This window comes from Helicobacter pylori (assembly GCF_001998165.1).
Lineage (GTDB): Bacteria > Campylobacterota > Campylobacteria > Campylobacterales > Helicobacteraceae > Helicobacter > Helicobacter pylori_DL.
Genome location: NZ_MTWR01000035.1, coordinates 1 through 16,846, shown reverse-complemented (window position 1 = coordinate 16,846; position 16,846 = coordinate 1). Strand labels below are relative to the sequence as shown.

Below are 16,846 nucleotides of genomic sequence, written 5' to 3'. Positions count from 1 at the left end.
GCTGTTGCCATTGAAATTCAACAAGCTTGATCCGTTGAGGTTGAAATTCGTTTCCCCCTCTACACTAAGAGCGTTAAAACTCGCTTGAGAACTTTCAGCCAAATTCATCGTAGAGTTATTTTCAAAAGTAGAAGCGCCTTGGAAATTGATGTGGATATTTTTAGCCCTTAAATTGAGTGTCGCTTGATTGAAATTTGTATTCCCTTTGAAATTAATCAGGCGTGTGGAGTTGCCAAAATCAGGCGTTTTACCAAATAGCGGGATGCCATAAAAGGTTACATTAGCGTTATTGAAATTCGCTTGATTGAAGCTGACTTGAGCGTTAGGGTTTAAATTCAAGTAAGAAACCCCGTTAAAAGCGGTTGCGCCGTTAAAATTCGCCACGCTGTTGTTGTAAAAAGAAAGGCTTGAAGCGTTTTCTAAAGTCGTTTGGGTTTGGCTATCCCCAATATTAATAGCAGCGTTGGGCTTGACTGAAAGCCTGGAATGATTGAAAGTAACATTCCCATTCAATGAAGACTGATTCACATTCTTAGACACATCAATGACGATTTGGGAATTATTGAAAATAATGTTATTAGCTTTCAAATCATAGCGAATACCCCCCCCTAAAATAGAATTAGAAAAAATCAAATCCGTATTTGCAACCATATTCACATACGATGAGTCGCTCTCAGTCGCTCCGTTAATATTAGTCCAGCCACTAAAAGTGGTGTTTTCAAAAACCATGCGCCCTGAATTAAACCTAAAGCCTCCCCATGTGAAATCCCTAAAGTTAGAGTTTTTAATCTCCATAGAAAGCCTGGAATTAAAATTCGCCCATGAATGCTGGCTCGCGCTAGTTTGTAAGCCCATAGCCACGGTTTGGAAATTCGTGTAATTCAACCCGTCAGCGCTCAAGGTTTCATCAGCGTTAAAATTAATCGTTGCCCCACCGCCGGCGTTAGGATTACCCACATTAAAGTTATTGGTTAAAAAGATATTAGTCGCGTTAAAATTGCCATGCAAATACAACAAATTATTCTTACCAAACCAGATAGACCCTCCATTGTCATTAGCCTTTTCTTGCGCACTCCCTAAAAGCAAAGTCCCTACCACTGTAGCCCCAAAATTCAGCGACCATGCAAAAGCGCTAGAGCCGATAAGGTTTTGATTTTTATAGGGCGCGATATAGCACACCCCAACGCACACCGGGGTTTTTCCAGGCACAAAATCAAATTGTTTTTTTACCTGACTCCAAATATCCTTAGAATCAGCGTTTGTGTGGAAGGGCGAAGAATGGATAGTGAAATATTTATAGGTGATAGAACCCGGATTAAAAGTCTCTTCAAAAACAAATTTTTGGCCGTTGCTTTGGGTGAATTGCACAAAATAAGTGTTTTTCTCCGCCCTTAATAAAGTCCCTTGTTCGCCACCATAATGGATCAAATCCCACAAATTTTTTGAAAAAACATTATCCGCTAAAATTTGATTATTATATTTAATGTTATTCCCGCTTAAAAGCGTGTAGGTGGTGTTGTTAATCAAATCCCTTTCAATGTTAAAGATACTATTATTGTCAATAGCGATTGAGCCTTGAAGGCGGCTGAAAGGATTGCTGTTAATGAGCGTGTTTGTGCCTTTAAAAGTAACATTTTTAGTGTCGTTAAACGAATAGCTACCGCCATTAAACGAGTTGTTGTTGAAAATAAGGTTTTGCGCTCTGGCGTTAATGTTATAGGAATTGAAGGTGTTGTTTTCTAAGGTTAGGGAATTTCCGGCGCTGTTTTCGCCCCCCTTATAAATCAAAGTGCCGTTATCGCTGAAACTAACATTTTTAATCACCGCCTTCCCATTAGCGTTAGCATTATCCACGCCAAAATTCCCCCCCCCACTCACAGACCCTTTATCCCAAGTGATATTATTGGCTTTAAGGTTAAAGCCTCCATTAGGGGTTTGGTTGCTAAAATTTGCATTTGTTACATTCAAATTGCCATTATTAACGATGAAATTCATCCATGAATTTTGCAAACCGGCTTTATCGTTATTCAAATGAGCGTTAGCGATATTCAAACGCTCTTGAGCGTTAAAGACTAAAGTCGCACCCCCACCGGTTTTGGCCCCATTACCAGATCGAATCGTGCCGGTAATATCAATTTGACTCGCTTTAAAAGCGCCTTGAATGTAGCCCACTAGCCCCCATTCAGCCCCTGAAGTTTTCCCAAAACCCACCACGCTATTAGAAGTGGGATTCGCCCCATTAAGGAAAGGGGTGGTTTGGTTGAACACTAAAACGCTGTTAGTGCCGCTATAATCTTGCGTGAAAACGCCTGTGCCAGCGATCTTCCAAGTCGTCATGCCGTTGAGGTAGAACACGGTGTTACTGGCGTTGTTATTGACATTTTTGAGATTAAACGCATCATTATGGATATTCACGCAATGCGTATAACCTAGAGTGCATAAACGAGTGAGCGTGATCCCGTTATTAAAATTTTCTTTAATGTAGTAAGTCAAGCCGTTATCAGTGAATTGGACATTATAAGTTTTAGTATTGTTTGGCGTGGATTGATCCTTATTTACTAGCGTGCCGCTAGGATTTTCCCCACTAATCCAGCGCAGCATTTGATACAAAGCGTTATTGTTGTCCTTATAACCCACGCTTTTAGCGTTAAGCAATTGATAAGTCGTGCCTACGCTTAGGCTGCTCAAAAGCCCTTGCATGTTAAAAACAACGCCCTTATTGAAAGTAAAAGTTGTTTGAGCGCCATTTATTTTGAATTGGTTATTCACATTGAAAGTGTCATCAGTAAAACTGACTTTAGGGGTATTGTTGAAATTAAACACCCCCCCATTAAAAACATTCCCATTAAAATCCACTTGCTTGGCGTTAAAACTAAACGATCCGCCATTAAACGAGTTGTTATTAAAAGCGTTTGTTTGCTCTGCGTGGTTGAAATTAAACGAACCGCCATTAAATTTGCCTTCATTAAAGGCGTTATTTATGCCATCAAAAGAATAAGAAGCGTCATTTAAAACGGATTTTTCAATGGTGGTCTTGCCCTGGAATTTGAAATTCCCTGCTAAAAAATTCGTGTTTTTAAAATTGTAAGAATTTTCAGCGCCTTGAAATTTGTAATAAGCCTTGTTGAAATTCACGCTATCAAAAGCGCTGTTACCGGTAAAATCATACCCCCCATTCGTCCAATCGTAAAAATCAGATTGAGAGACATTGATTTTAGCGCTCCCAGAGCCATTCCCTAAAGCGATAAAAGTCATGTAAGAGTTTTGTGAAGTGGTTTTTAGGTTTTTAAAAGTGGCTCCAGCGATATTAATTTCAGTCGCACCCACAAAATTCAAAGTCGCCCCCCCACCGGTTTGAGCGCCATTACCAGTCATCATGTTACCGGTGATATAAACCCTATCGGCTGTGAAAGTGCCGGTGATATAGCCCGTTTTCCCCCAATTGACTCCCTCATACCCCCCAAAACGCACCGTGCTGTTAGATTTAGGGATGCTGCCATTAGCCCAAGGGGTCGTAGCGTTAAAGACTAAAGTGCTGTTTTTCCCGCCATAGGTTTGAGCAAATCTCGCATTAGTGTAATTCCAAGTGTTCAAGCCGTTAAGATAAAAAATCGTATCAGCCCTATCATCATTAATATTTTTTAAATTAAAGACATTGTCATGGATATTCACGCTATTGGTGTAGTAAATATTGTTCGCGCCATAATAGACGGATTGTAAAACAATAGAATCAGGGCTAAAAATTTGTCTGAAATGATAGAGCGTGCCGCCTAAATTGTAGGTTACATGGTAAGTGTGGGTGTTGTTATTAGAAGTGGCGTTTTTGCTGTTGTCTTTTGTGGCTTGCGTGTTTTTAAGTCTGATGATATTCCATAAGTTATTGACATCATTATAAGTGATGTTGCCATTTTTCATGCTAAAGAGCGTGTAAGCGCTCCCTATGCTAGGCGTGTAATTTTGAATATTAAAAATCGCATTAGCGTTAATACTCACCTTACCGGTCATATTGACAAAGGGTGAAGTGGGGTTGTTGATCGTGGTTGTGCCTTGAAAATTAACATTAGCGTTAGTTCTATCAAAAACGAACCACCCCCCATTAAAGGTCAAGTTATTAAAGGTAATATTATTTGCATTAAGAATGTAAGCATTCCCTATAGTATTAGTATTGCCATTAGGCATGCTCCCCAGAGTGCTGTTATTAAAAGTAACGCTATTGGCGTTAAGATTGAGTTTGTAATGATTGATATTAGAGTTAGTGAAAGTGATACTCCCCCCAATACCATTCCCACCCTTATAAGTGAGCGCGCCGTTATTGTTGAAAGTTACCCCGCTAATGGTGGTTGCGCCGTTGCTATCCACGTTATCAAAGCCAAAATTCCCGCCATTGACAATCCCGCCATTATAAGTAATCTTTCGCCCCATAACATTAAAGCCCCCATTAGGGGTTTGGTTGCCAAAATCCGTGTTTGTCAAATTCACGCTGTTATTGGAAATCAAATTGATCCAAGAAGTTTGCGTCCCGGCTCTGTTATTTTGAAAATAAGCTCCGTTAGTGGTTAATTCGTTTGAGCTTTCAAAAACCAGTATCGCGCCTCCGCCGGTTTTCCATTCATTACCTGAGCCAACAGCTCCTGTGATAAAAATGTCTTTTGCCTTAAAAACCCCTGTAATAAAACCTACATAGCCCTTTTCCCCAAACCATATAGAAGAATTGTTGGGCGTTGCGGACGCGTTTTTTGTCCCTATATATAATTTGCTATTGTTATAATTTTGCGTGAAATTCCTATTCCCCCCAGCCCAAGTGCGTAAAGGGCTGATATAGTAGGATTTGTTGCTGTGATTTTCATTCACGCTATTGAGCCAATACACTGAACTATTATAATCTTCAGCGCTCAAAGCCGAAACAAACCCAAGCCCTAAGAAGATTTTTTTATTAAAGGATAGAGAAGAATTTGAATGCGTTTTTAAGGAGTAAATTGTCAAAGGCGAGTTTTTGATTGTATATTTTTTAGCGATTTTCTTTTTAATGCCCTTAAAAGAGCGGTTTTTACTAAAGCGTTCATTCTTTAAATCTGTTTTGCTACTTCTATAAGTCATATTTTGAACCCTTTCATGTGATCATACTCGTTGTTATATTTTTTGATGCTATCCATTATACAATTTAATTAAAAACGGCACGATCTCCTTATATCATTAAGGATCTTATCTTATTGATAACGACCACCAATAGGCTATTCTCTCTTAAAACATATAGCTATAAGCCGCATGGATAAAAACGCTCTCTAAAAAATAAGAATTTTTAAAAGAATTTCTGGTGTTTGAAAAAGGGATCTTAGCCCCAAGCTCTACGCGGTGGTGGCGATCGATTGTGCTACCAAGCCCCACATTAAACAAGCCGTTATAACCCATAAACGAACTATTTTTCATGCCTAAATGGTTGCTTTGATAAAAATACCCTATCCCAAGCCCCCCATACACCCCAAAGCTGTATTTTTTGTAAGTGTAAAAATCGCTTAACACATCCATATTTAAGCTCAATAACGAAGTGTTAATCGTGTGCAATGCGGTGGGTTTGATCGCCATAAGGTAGGAAAATTCACCCCTTAACGCTAGAGCTTTAAAAAAAGCGAATTGATACCCCCCTTTAGCCCCCCATAAAAAAGCCGTATAAGAAGAATCGCTAGCCGGTTTGGGGGTTATTTTAATGGGGGCTAAACCCACCATAGCCCCAAAATAAATATGACTTTTTTTAGGCTCAAACGCCCCCAACAAGCCCACCCATAGAGCCAAAATGAAAACAATCTTTTTCATTCTAAAGCTTTTTGGTTTTGATAAAACCGCTTGATTTTATCGTCTATGGGAGCGAGCAAACGATAAAACACCGGCACAATGAGTAAGCTTAACACCATAGAAATCATTAAGCCCCCACTCATCGCAATCCCTATAGGGGATTTCATCGCTGCTCCATCCCCACTCGCCAACGCTAAAGGCAGCATGCCACAAACCATCGCAATGGTCGTCATTAAAATCGGTCTTAGACGGGTTTTGCCGGCAAATAAAATGGCTTCTTGGATATTCAAACCTTTTTTACGCTCTTCATTCGCCACATCAATTAAAAGCGTAGCGTTTTTACCCACCATACCAATGAGCAAGATCAAGCCTATCATAGAGAACATGCTCAAAGGCTGATGGACTAAACCCAGAGCAAAAAACGCCCCTGAAAAGCTTAAGGGCATGGTAACCATGATGATAAAAGGCTCTAAAATGGACTCATACAACGCCGCTAAAATCATATAAATCAACACAAACGCTGTCGCTAAAGCGACTAAAAACTCCCCATTAGTCTCTTTAGCATTATCCGCTTCACCGGTGAATCTGTAATTCGCCCCTTCAACCAGCCATTCTTTAGTGTTTTTGCTCACTTGCGTTAAAATTTCCCCTAAAGAGATACCCGCTTTAGGTTGAGCGAGCACCGTAACGCTGCGTTGGCGGTTATAACGAGAAATACTGGACGGGCTTTTAGTTTCTGTGATTTCCACCAAAGCGTCTAAGAACATCAATTTATCGTATTTATTACGCACTTGCAAGCGTTTGATGTCCTCTACAGAAACGCGCTTGTTATCAGGCACTCTAATGATCATGTCGTATTCTTTACCATCTTCTTTGAACACGCTCGCTTGAGAAGTCCCAGAAAAAGCAGAGCTCACCACTGATCCAATGGTTTGAGCGCTCACGCCGTATTTGTTGGCGTTTTGTCTTAAGATTTTGAGTTGCAATTGCGGTTGCGATTCACTCGTGCTTGTATGATAGCCTTCAATTTTGCCTTTTAATTCAGGGTTTTCCAATAAGAATTTTTTCAAATTCTCCACGCTTTTATCCACCGCTTCTTGAGAATGGGAAAACACAAAGGTTTGGAAGGGCGAACTATCCCCACCGCCACCTAAAAGCGAGACTTCAGAAAGATTAATAGTATCTAAACCTTTAGCTTCAGGCAAGCTTCTCAACTCTTTCCTTAAAACGCTCATCAACTCAAATTGCCCCAATTGATGCTCTTTTTTACGCTCTTTTAAAGGCTTGAGTTGCACAAAAATCTTAGCCTTAAAAGGGTTTTGTGTGGTGCCATAACCCACTTGCAAGGTGGTGAATTCCACTTCAGCATGTTTTTCAATCGCTTTTTGAAAGATCTTACTCTTTTGTGTCATGTAATCTATGCTCACACCCGGTTTAGCCTTAAGCCACACTAAAAATCTCCCCCTATCTTCTTTCAGCATGAACTCCATACCCAATTTAGAAGCCACAAAAAGCGAACCCACAAACACCAAAACCACCGCTATAGAGATAATGAGCTTGTGGTTTAATACCCATTGGAGCAACTTGGTATAACGAGACTCTAAAGCCTTAAAAAAAGGCTCACTCCACACATAAAAACGAGAATGCCTGGGATTGACCACGACTGAGCTTACCATGGGGATAATCGTAACGACCACCACATACGAGAGAGCGATCGCTAAAGCCACCGTGATCCCAAAGCTTTGAAAAAAGCGCCCGATAATGCCTTTCATGTTCCCTATAGGCACAAAAACAGAGAGCAGCATCGCTGAAATCGCCACTAGAGCAAAGCCAATCTCCCTCACCCCCTCATAGCTCGCTTTTCGTTTACTCATGCCCATTTCTAGCTTTTTATGGATGTTTTCAATCACCACGATCGCATCATCAATGATGATCCCTATCGCTAGCGTTAAAGCCACCATGGTGAGCATGTTTAATGAAAAGCCCATCCATTGAATGAGCGCAAAAGTCCCCATGATAGAAATAGGGATAGAGATCGCTGAAACAAGGGTGATCGTGCCGTTACGCAAGAACGCAAACACCACTAAAACCGCTAAAATCGCTCCTAAAATCAAGTCAAATTTCACGTCTTCAATAGAGGTGCGGATATAGCTCGTGGTGTCTAAAAAGGGTCTGATTTCATAACTAGGGCTAATGGCTTGAATGTGTTTTAACGCTTCATACACCCTATCCACGATTTCAATTTCATTCGCTCCGGCAATCTTTTGGATTTCTAAAATCACACCGGGTTTGTCTTTAAAGCTCGCAAAAGTGTTGTCTTCTTCCAAACCGATTTCAATTTTTGCAATATCGCCAAGACGCACATGATTACCCACTTGAATCTTTTCTACATCCGCAACGCTATAACTATTCGCATTAATTAAAATAGACAATTCCCTTTGGCTATTGACAATGCGCCCCCCATCAATTTCCACATTCTCCGCTTTAAGCGTGCTGAAAAGATCCGCATAAGTGAGATTGTATTTATTCATCAAAGTGGGATCCGCATAAATCCTAATCTGGCGCTCCCTAAAGCCGTTGAGCTGCACGCCCCCTACCCCATTGATTTTTTGGAGCATGGGTTTAATGGTGTTTTTAGCGTAGTCATTAAGGGTTGTAGCCGGCACGCTTGAACTGCTCACAAACAATGAAATAATGGCTTGGCTGTCGGTATCAAATTTATTGATAGAGGGTTTTTTAATGTTAGAATCATCAAAACGCACCGAAGAAATTTTATTAACCACATCGTTTAAGGCTTCTTCATTAGGTTTTTCTAACTCAAATTCAATGACGACGATACTCACATTTTTAGAACTCGTAGAAGTAACCTTTTTGATCCCATCAATCCCCATCACCGCTTCTTCAATCTTATCGGTTACCTTACTCTCTATGATTTCAGCGCTAGCCCCAGGATAAGTCGTAGTAACCACCACTGTAGGCAGATCAATTTTAGGGAAAAGCGCCACGCTCAATTTTTTAAAACCCATAGTCCCAAAAAAGACAATCGCCAAAGCAAACATCAAGGTCGTAATAGGACGATTAATCGCTGTTTTATACATCAAAATATCCTATTATTTCGTTTGGATAAACCCATCGCCAAAAAGCCCCACTGCCATAGGCTTAGACAAAAGGGCTTCAGCGCTCACTTTCCTGGTGTTTTCATCAACCGTGGGGTAAATCTTAGTGATTTTAGCTTCATGCTGATTAGAATCCCCATCTATAGAATAAGTGTAAGTATCCCCCACTTTGACTGCATTAATATATTTAGAATCAAATTCAATAACCAATTTCCTGGCATGGCTGACTAGTCTCAATAACACCGTGTTATTCGCACTCACCCCTTCGCCCACTTGAATGTTTTTACTCGCTATCACGCCATCAAAAGGGGCTCTTAAAATGGTTTTATTCAATACCGCAATAGAATAAGCGTAATCTGATTCCAAGCGCCTGTAAGTGAACTCATAACCCTCTAGGGTGTTTTTATCCACAGCGCCCCCAATTTTGCTGTATCGTTGGTATTGCTTTTTAGCGAAAATGAGTTGTTGTTCGGTAGAATCGCTCTGAGCCTGTTTGTCTTGATTATACAAAAGCAACAAAACATCGCCCTTTTTGACCACGCTCCCCTCAGTAACCTTAATGCTATCCACAATCCCTGTGCTGTCTAAGGTGAGCTTGGAATCTTGTGCCGCTCTCACATTGAAAATCGCATACACTTTTTCGCCAGCTTCCATGCTCAAAAAACTCAAAAAAAGTCCTATTAAAATTTTTCGTATCATTTTTATCCCTTAATGCACATAGTCGTCTATTTTATGCCCGCTGTTAAAAATGTAATTGGCTTTTTGCACTTCATAATTGTTGAGCACTAAATTGTAAGCCACTTCTGCATCAAAGCGCGTGGTTAAGCCCCTTAAATAGGTGGTGAAATCCACTAAATTAGCGTCGTATTTCCTTTTAATATTGGCAAAAGAAAGATTAGCCGCATCCAAACTGGCCTTTGAATATTCAATCTTGGCTCTGGCAATATCAAGCGACTTCCTGTAAAGCTGTTCGTCTTTTTCTTGCTCTAATTTTTTATACGCTAAATTCTTTTCATTCGCTAATCGGCCTAGCATGATGGATTGTTTTTGCAAACTCAACCCTATATCATCAAAAAATTTCATGCTCGCAGTAACCCCAGCCGTATTTTGCTGACCGGGGAAGAAGTTCCCAAAACTCCCCAAAGCGTAAGCGGGTTTTTGGATCCAATAAAGCCATGAGTCATAAACATCCACCGTAGGGTAATAGTTGAGTTGCTTGTTTTGGTATTTGAGCGCAGAAATTTGCTCCCTTAAAGAGACTAAATCTTGCCTTTCTCTCAATTGCAAATTAGGCACATCAATCGTAGTCTTTTTTAAATTTTTCACACTGAGGTTAGTGAGATATTCTAAAGTCAAGCGGTTTTGCTCCAAAGCAAATTGCATGTCTAAAATATCGTATTCGCTCAAATTCCCTTGCGCTTTTAAGCTTTGCAAATCATCAATCGTGGTTAGCCCTTTGTCATAGAGTTTGGTAACCCTTTTAATGTCTGTTTTGATTTGCTCTAATTTCTTTTGTAAAGCGATCATGCGAGCGAGGTTATTAAAATACTCATAATATTGTTGCACCACTTGCAAATACACGCTCTGGCGGCTATACTCTAAATTAGCCACAGTGGATCGGTAAGTCGCAGACTTTTCTTTGACATTATTCACATCGCTAAAACCATTAAACACATTCAATTTTAATTCAGCCTGGAGTTGTTGCGTGTTGTAATGCTTAAAGTGCGGAGTGTCCCTATTTTCATTTTTAAAGTTATAGTTCATATTAAGAGTGGGCAAGAACATCGCTTTGGAGATGGTATGGTTTTTCATCGCTTGCTTGACACTGAGTTCTTGCGCTTGCAAACTGAGATTAGTGGTAGCCCCCTTTAGCAATTCATAAAGCCCCAAAGCGGCTTTATCGCTTTTTTCATGGTATTTAGCAATCTCTTGATTGATGGTGGTCGCTGTTTCTTTAGATGAGGGCAAAAAACTCGGTGTTGCTTCTAAAGAACTTGTCGGCGGATCAATGAGCTTTAAATTCTTATGGCTGTAATTGTTAAGGATTTGCTTGATTTCATCTGGGGTTTTAGAGGGGGCTTGGGCTAGAGTTAAAGCTGCACACAAGCCCCATAAACTAACATATCTTATAATAGTTTTCATCAATCCCCCCTATCGCCTGGTTTTAGCATGCACTAATTGCACTAAATATTTTGCGTTTTCTCTAGGCAAATCCGGCAACATCCCATGCCCTAAATTAAAAATATGCCCTCGATTGCCCATGACTTTTAGAATTTTTTCAACCCCTTCTTCTAAAGCGTTTTTATCATAAAGGCGGGTGGGTTCTAAATTCCCTTGCAAAACATACTTATCGCCTAAAATCTTTTTTGCCGCTTCTAAAGGCGTGCCCCAATCCACGCCAAACACATCAAACTCCCCATCTATGCTATCCAAATAAGCGCCAATCCCTTTAGGGAAAAGGATAACCGGGATATGCGCATAGCGTTTTTTAAGCTCTTTAGAGATTTTTTTCAAATAATCCCAACTGAATTTCAAATACGCTTCTTTTTCTAAAGCACTAGCCCATGAGTCAAAGATCATCACCGCATTGACCCCTGCTTGGATTTGAAGGCTCAAATACTCTATCAACTCAAGGCTCAATTTTTCTAAAAGCACTTTTAAAACTTCAGGCTCGCTATAAAGCATTTTCTTGCTTTTGGCATACGATTTGCTCCCCTCGCCTTCTATCATGTAAGTCGCTAAAGTCCAAGGCGATCCGCAAAAACCAATTAACGCTTTCTCTTTAGAAAGTTTTTGGCGCGTTTGAGAAATCGTATCATAGACATAGTTTAGTTGTTTATAAGCTCCTACTTTTAGGCTTTCCACGCTTTTTAAATCCGTAATAGTCTCTAAAAAATGCGGCCCTTTTTTGGGGATAAACTCCAAATTCAAGCCCATTTCCAAAGGCACTACTAAAATATCGCTAAATAAAATAGCCGCATCCACGCCTAAAATCTCTACCGGCTGTAAGGTAACTTCTGTGGCTAAATCGCTATTTTTACACAATTCCAAGAAACTCCCCGCTTTTTTACGACTCTCTTGGTATTCGCTAAGGTAACGCCCCGCTTGCCTCATCATCCAAATGGGCGTATAGGGTGTTTCCTTTCTAAAACATGCATCAATGAAAATCATTATAAATCCTTAAAGGTTTGTCTAATTATGACTTTTATACTTTATAGTTGATTTTTAAAATGAATATTTTACCCTAAAAATCTAGTAAAATCATAAAAAGTGAAAGTGATGCCAACAGAATAGATATTCAATCGTGGCGTGCCAAAAGCTTTAGAAAATTTGCTTTGGATAAAATAAAAAGGGATACCACCCCTTGCTTCTATACTCAAGCCAAAATTTTTAGCCGCATTGAAAAACAAGCCCACACTCCCCACCGCTGATTGGATATTGAATTGATACTTGTCAATCTTAGCCCCTAAAATTTGAAGCTGGTAGCCTAAGGCGATTTTAGGGATAACCCACCCCTTAAAAAGCCTCACCCCTGCCATAAACCCAGCGCTCATGAAATACGAATCGCCCATTCCTGCATCCAAATACCCCCCTAATAAAATTTTCTTTTTCAAAGTATAACCCGCTTCAAAGCCCAAAGAAGCGTCATGGTAATTTTTATCCATTAAAATAGGAGGGCGGTTTTTAGGGCGGATGGGGGATCTTTTAGTCGTTTCTGCATGCTGGTAAAGATAGCCGATTTTAAAAGAGCCAAAATATTTTTTAGTAGGCTCTAAAGGTTTAAAAAAATTCCAATCCTTTTTGGCTAGTAAAAATCCTTTTAAAAGGCTTAAAATTAAGAAAAATCTAAAAATCAAAGCTTTAATTCCAATTTTTGTTTGGAAAATTCTACAATCTTTCCATGGAATCTCGCATAAAGTTGCGCTAAAGAAATGGTGTTTTCATAAAGCGCTAAAGCGGAATTTAAATTCTCTTGAACGCCTTTTTCAAAAAAATGTTGCAATTCGTCATAATCTTCTATCTCTATGCCTAATTTTTTTAAAAAAAGATAGCTGTATTTATCCACCACCATCACTTCTTTGGCGCACACATAGCATAAAATCGCATCCGCGCTTTCTTTGCCAATGCCCTTTTGGTCTAAAAGCCATTCTCTGGTTACTTCTTGTTTAAAATTTTCAAAACTTTGAAAGTCTTTTAAAATATTCCCGCTCAAATCAATCAGTCGTTTGGCTTTTTGATTATAAAACCCGCTAGGGCGGACACACTCTGCAAGCTTTGAAAACTCTATATAAGCGATTTTTTTAAGATTGATCTCATCATCATTTTCTAAAATGAAAGCGTTTTTTAGATTTTCTAAAGATTTCAAAACGGCTTCAAATTTAGTGTTTTGCGTTAAAACCACCCCTAGTAGAGCTTCAAATTTCAAAGCGTCAGGCCACCACCAAGCAGGGGCGTTTTTCAATAAATCCAAGCTCTTTAAAGCCTTTAAAATTTCAAAACTATCCAACACAATAACCGCCTGTAATTAAAGTATAAATAAAGAAATGAAAAAGAGTATTTTATTAAAAAAGAAGCAAAAATTAAAGCGAAAAGCCAACGCTTAAAGCGTTAGCCCCATACAAACACCTTTCTTAAAACTAAGTTAAAAGCCTTAAGATATTTTGTTGGACGGTATTGGCTTGACTCATTGCATAGCTACCTGATTGCGCCAAAATGTTGTTTTTATTGAAATTCGCACTCTCTTCAGCAAAATCCACATCCCTAATTTGAGATTCAGCCGCTTTAACATTCACTTGAGTGATGCTGATGTTATTCACGGTGCTAATCATTTGATTTTGCACAGAACCTAAATCAGAGCGGACTTTATCCAACATTTTCATCGCAGACTCGGCAATATCAATCACCACCATCGCGCCTCTTAAGGTTGTAACCCCAGATCCCAAGCTTTGATTGCCACTAGCGATGACAGCGTTATAGTTCGCGCCACTAGCTGATTTGACATTAGCGTTAAAATTCCCGGTAACATCGCGCAAATTCACCGTGGTTTCTGCCACTTGAGATTCCCCAAAACCAATCGCTGTGAAGCCTAAATGCTGTGAGTCAGAAGCCGAAACCACATTGATGCTCTTAGCATCTAAGCGTGTGAGAGAAAGCCTTCCGTAGTTTGTAGAGCCTTTTGTTAAATCCTGACCGCCATTGACCATCGTTAAAGCGCTAGGCCCATTACTGACGCTATCGGTTTTGATTTCAATCCCACGACCATCTATACTGCGCAAATTCAAGCGCCCTTTTTGATCCGTATAAGCTTCCACGCCGGTTTCTGAAGTAACCGCATTGATCGCTGCGACTAACCTTCCGTCTGAGTCGTTTTTCTTAATATCTGCGATATTCCCCAAATGAATCCCGTTTAAGGTTAAATTACTCAAACTTCCTGACTGGACCGCCACATCGCTCGTGGTGATAACGCTCGCATAAGCTTTAACCCCTGTTCGGTTAGAATTTTTGTTAATCACTTCTGCTAACACGCCGATCCCTGTGCCTGCTGAACTAGAGACTTTCACGCTCTCTAAAGTTACATCATTCACGCCATCCACTTGTTTGAAAGTCAAACTGATATCCCCAGAAGCGGTGATTAATGCGCCTGTAGCGATACGAACCTGACCGATTTTATCGGAAGTGGTAGAGCCGATAGAAGCCTTAATACTTTGGTTAGAATAAGCCCCTACTTGGAATTCTTTGTTGGTGAATTGACCAGACAATAACGCTTGCCCGTTATAAGTAGTCGTGTTACCGATATTATCCAAACCTTGAATCAAACGAACGATGTCAGATTGAATCGCTTTACGAGATTCAGTAGTTTGCCCATCTTGAGCCGCTTGAGTCGCTTTAACCTTAACGGTGTCTAAGATTTTCAACTGCTCATCCATAGCCTTATCCGCAACTTGGATAATCCCCATGCCGTCATTCGTGTTGGCAATCGCTTGACCCAAACTGCTCGCTTGTGAACGCAAAGAATCCGCCACCGTCATGCCTGATGCGTCATCAGCCGCTTTATTAATCCTTAAACCTGAACTCAATCGCTCCAATGAAGTTTTAAGCGCATTTTGAGTGAGTGCGGATTGCACATGCGCATTCATCGCATTGATATTTGTATTGACCCGAAAAGCCATTGTTGTAACTCCTTGTTATAAAAAACCCAAAGGCATCCTTGCTTTTGGTTGGAACTATAATCGGTTAAAGTTTGAAATTTTAAAGGGCTTTATTGTTAAAAGCGAAATTTAAAGAGGCGCAAAATTGAGATATAATAGAGAAAATTTACACCCAATCTTATTGCATGCAAACACCAATGGATACCATAAAAAGCATTTCTCTAAGGACTTTCATTTTACTCTATAAAAGCTCACCAAAAAGGTATTGAAGTGAAAAAAGCGTTATCTATAACTAGCAAAATAACTCTTTGGTTATTAGCGCTTTTAGGTGTTTATGCTTTAGTGATCTTTGTTGTGCTTAAAGCCTATCGTCAAGATAAAGGCTATAGGATTTTAACATTTGGAGTAACTATAATGACAGAAGAAACCTATGAAGCCTATCTTGATACTGATATTGCAAATAGCTCTAAACAATTGGAAGAGATAAGAAATCAAAAGCTTAAAAAAGCATTAGAATTATGCAAACAATCAGGTCTTGTTCTCAGAAAGTTTGACGGAAAAAATTTTTCGTTTGAATGCGATGAACCAAATCGCTCTAAACCCTAACGAAAAGATAGATCCTTAGAGTTTAATTTTTATGCATTAGTCGGTAGGAATGCTAGTGGGAAAAGCACGCTGATTAATTTATTGTTAGGTTTTTATACCCCAAATTCAGGTCAAATTATTATCAATAACAAATACTCCTTACAAGATTTAGAGCTAAACAGCTACCACCGACAAATGAGCGCTATATTCCAAGATTTTTCTCTTTATGCTAGATATAGCATTGATGTAATCTTTTCATGCAAAACAATATCACTAAAGAGCAATTAAAGCAAAAAAGAGAAATACTAAAATCTTTTGATGAGAATTTTCAAAATTGTCTTAATGATTGCAACAACACACTATTTGGAGCGCAATATAATGGGGTAGATTTTTCTTTAGGTCAAAAGCAACGCATAGCTACCATAAGAGCCTTTTTAAAACCAAGTCATTGTGTTGTTTTAGATGAGCCAAGCAGCGCCATCGATCCCATTATGGAAAAAGAGTTTTTAGATTTTATTTTTAAAAGATCGCAATCTAAAATGGCTTTAATTATTACACACCGCATGAATAGTGTCAAACAAGCTGATGAAATTATCGTGTTAGATCAAGGCAAACTAATAGAACAGGGCAACTTTGAAACCCTTATGAAAAAACAGGGATTATTTTACGAATTGTTTTTGAAACAACAATACTAGCGAGCACTTAAATTGTTTGGTAATTTTGGGTATAATCTCAAAAGATTCAAATTTAAATAAGGAATGCCATAATGTTTGGGAATAAGCAGTTGCAACTTCAAATCAGTCAGAAAGATTCTGAGATTACGGAGTTAAAAAAAGAAATCAATCTCTATCAAAGCCTTTTAAATTTGTGCTTGCATGAGGGTTTTGTAGGCATTAAAAACAATAAAGTGGTTTTTAAGAGTGGGAATCTTGCAAGCTTAAACGATTTAGAAGAACAAAGCGTTCATTTTAAAGAAAACGCAGAGAGCGTTAATTTGCAAGGGGTTTCTTATTCTTTAAAAAGCCAAAATATTGATGGCGTGCAGTATTTTTCACTAGCCAAAAAAACAGGGGGTGTGGGGGAATACCATAAAAGCGATTTGTTTAAGACTTTTTGCACAAGCTTAAAAGAGGGCTTAGAGAACGCGCAAGAAAGCATGCAGTATTTCCATCAAGAAACAGGCTTGCTCTTAAATGCGGCTAAAAA

The 16,846-nt window shown here is 39.3% G+C and carries 10 protein-coding genes and 3 pseudogenes; 4 read left to right on the top strand and 9 right to left on the bottom strand.

Features of this window, described 5'->3' with window-relative positions; translation table 11 throughout:
* The 9 genes from BZK24_RS04805 to BZK24_RS04765 all read right to left on the bottom strand — a co-directional run.
* Positions 1 to 5,097: vacuolating cytotoxin domain-containing protein (locus tag BZK24_RS04805; RefSeq protein ID WP_171972403.1), on the bottom strand; the 5,097-nt coding region annotated here is incomplete at its 3' end.
* 144 nt (positions 5,098 to 5,241) lie between these two features.
* Complete coding sequence (locus BZK24_RS04800; RefSeq protein WP_143424382.1) at positions 5,242 to 5,811, bottom strand: outer membrane beta-barrel protein; 570 nt, start codon at positions 5,809 to 5,811, stop codon at positions 5,242 to 5,244.
* The gene (gene hefC, locus BZK24_RS04795) at positions 5,808 to 8,888 is read right to left on the bottom strand and encodes an efflux RND transporter permease subunit HefC (RefSeq protein WP_077656742.1); all 3,081 of its coding nucleotides are present in this window, start codon (positions 8,886 to 8,888) and stop codon (positions 5,808 to 5,810) included. Before hefC ends, BZK24_RS04800 begins: the two co-directional genes overlap by 4 nt.
* A 12-nt stretch (positions 8,889 to 8,900) precedes the next feature.
* Positions 8,901 to 9,605 (bottom strand): efflux RND transporter periplasmic adaptor subunit HefB, encoded by a 705-nt coding sequence (gene hefB, locus BZK24_RS04790; RefSeq protein WP_077656741.1) that lies wholly within the window; start codon positions 9,603 to 9,605, stop codon positions 8,901 to 8,903.
* Between the two features lie 9 nt (positions 9,606 to 9,614).
* Positions 9,615 to 11,048 (bottom strand): efflux RND transporter outer membrane subunit HefA, encoded by a 1,434-nt coding sequence (gene hefA / locus BZK24_RS04785; protein ID WP_077656740.1) that lies wholly within the window; start codon positions 11,046 to 11,048, stop codon positions 9,615 to 9,617.
* A gap of 9 nt (positions 11,049 to 11,057) precedes the next feature.
* Positions 11,058 to 12,077 carry a uroporphyrinogen decarboxylase gene (hemE, locus tag BZK24_RS04780; protein WP_171972402.1) on the bottom strand — a complete coding sequence of 340 codons (1,020 nt, stop codon included), beginning with the start codon at positions 12,075 to 12,077 and terminating at the stop codon, positions 11,058 to 11,060.
* Between the two features lie 68 nt (positions 12,078 to 12,145).
* Positions 12,146 to 12,763 carry a hypothetical protein gene (locus BZK24_RS04775; protein WP_077656738.1) on the bottom strand — a complete coding sequence of 206 codons (618 nt, stop codon included), beginning with the start codon at positions 12,761 to 12,763 and terminating at the stop codon, positions 12,146 to 12,148.
* Positions 12,760 to 13,416 carry a 3-methyladenine DNA glycosylase gene (locus BZK24_RS04770; protein ID WP_077656737.1) on the bottom strand — a complete coding sequence of 219 codons (657 nt, stop codon included), beginning with the start codon at positions 13,414 to 13,416 and terminating at the stop codon, positions 12,760 to 12,762. Before BZK24_RS04770 ends, BZK24_RS04775 begins: the two co-directional genes overlap by 4 nt.
* Before the next feature lie 127 nt (positions 13,417 to 13,543).
* The gene (locus tag BZK24_RS04765) at positions 13,544 to 15,076 is read right to left on the bottom strand and encodes a flagellin A (RefSeq protein WP_000885686.1); all 1,533 of its coding nucleotides are present in this window, start codon (positions 15,074 to 15,076) and stop codon (positions 13,544 to 13,546) included.
* Positions 15,077 to 15,240: 164 nt separating this feature from the next.
* Between BZK24_RS04765 and BZK24_RS09615 the strand changes: the two are divergent.
* The 4 genes and pseudogenes from BZK24_RS09615 to BZK24_RS04755 all read left to right on the top strand — a co-directional run.
* Positions 15,241 to 15,315: pseudogene (locus BZK24_RS09615) on the top strand (ABC transporter ATP-binding protein); the annotation flags it as partial.
* Between the two features lie 10 nt (positions 15,316 to 15,325).
* On the top strand, positions 15,326 to 15,661 hold the full coding sequence (locus BZK24_RS09385; RefSeq protein ID WP_171972401.1) for a hypothetical protein: 336 nt from the start codon (positions 15,326 to 15,328) through the stop codon (positions 15,659 to 15,661).
* Between the two features lie 30 nt (positions 15,662 to 15,691).
* A pseudogene (locus BZK24_RS04760) lies at positions 15,692 to 16,335 on the top strand (ATP-binding cassette domain-containing protein); the annotation flags it as partial.
* A 71-nt stretch (positions 16,336 to 16,406) separates the two neighbouring features.
* Positions 16,407 to 16,846, top strand: a pseudogene (locus BZK24_RS04755) (hemolysin); the annotation flags it as partial.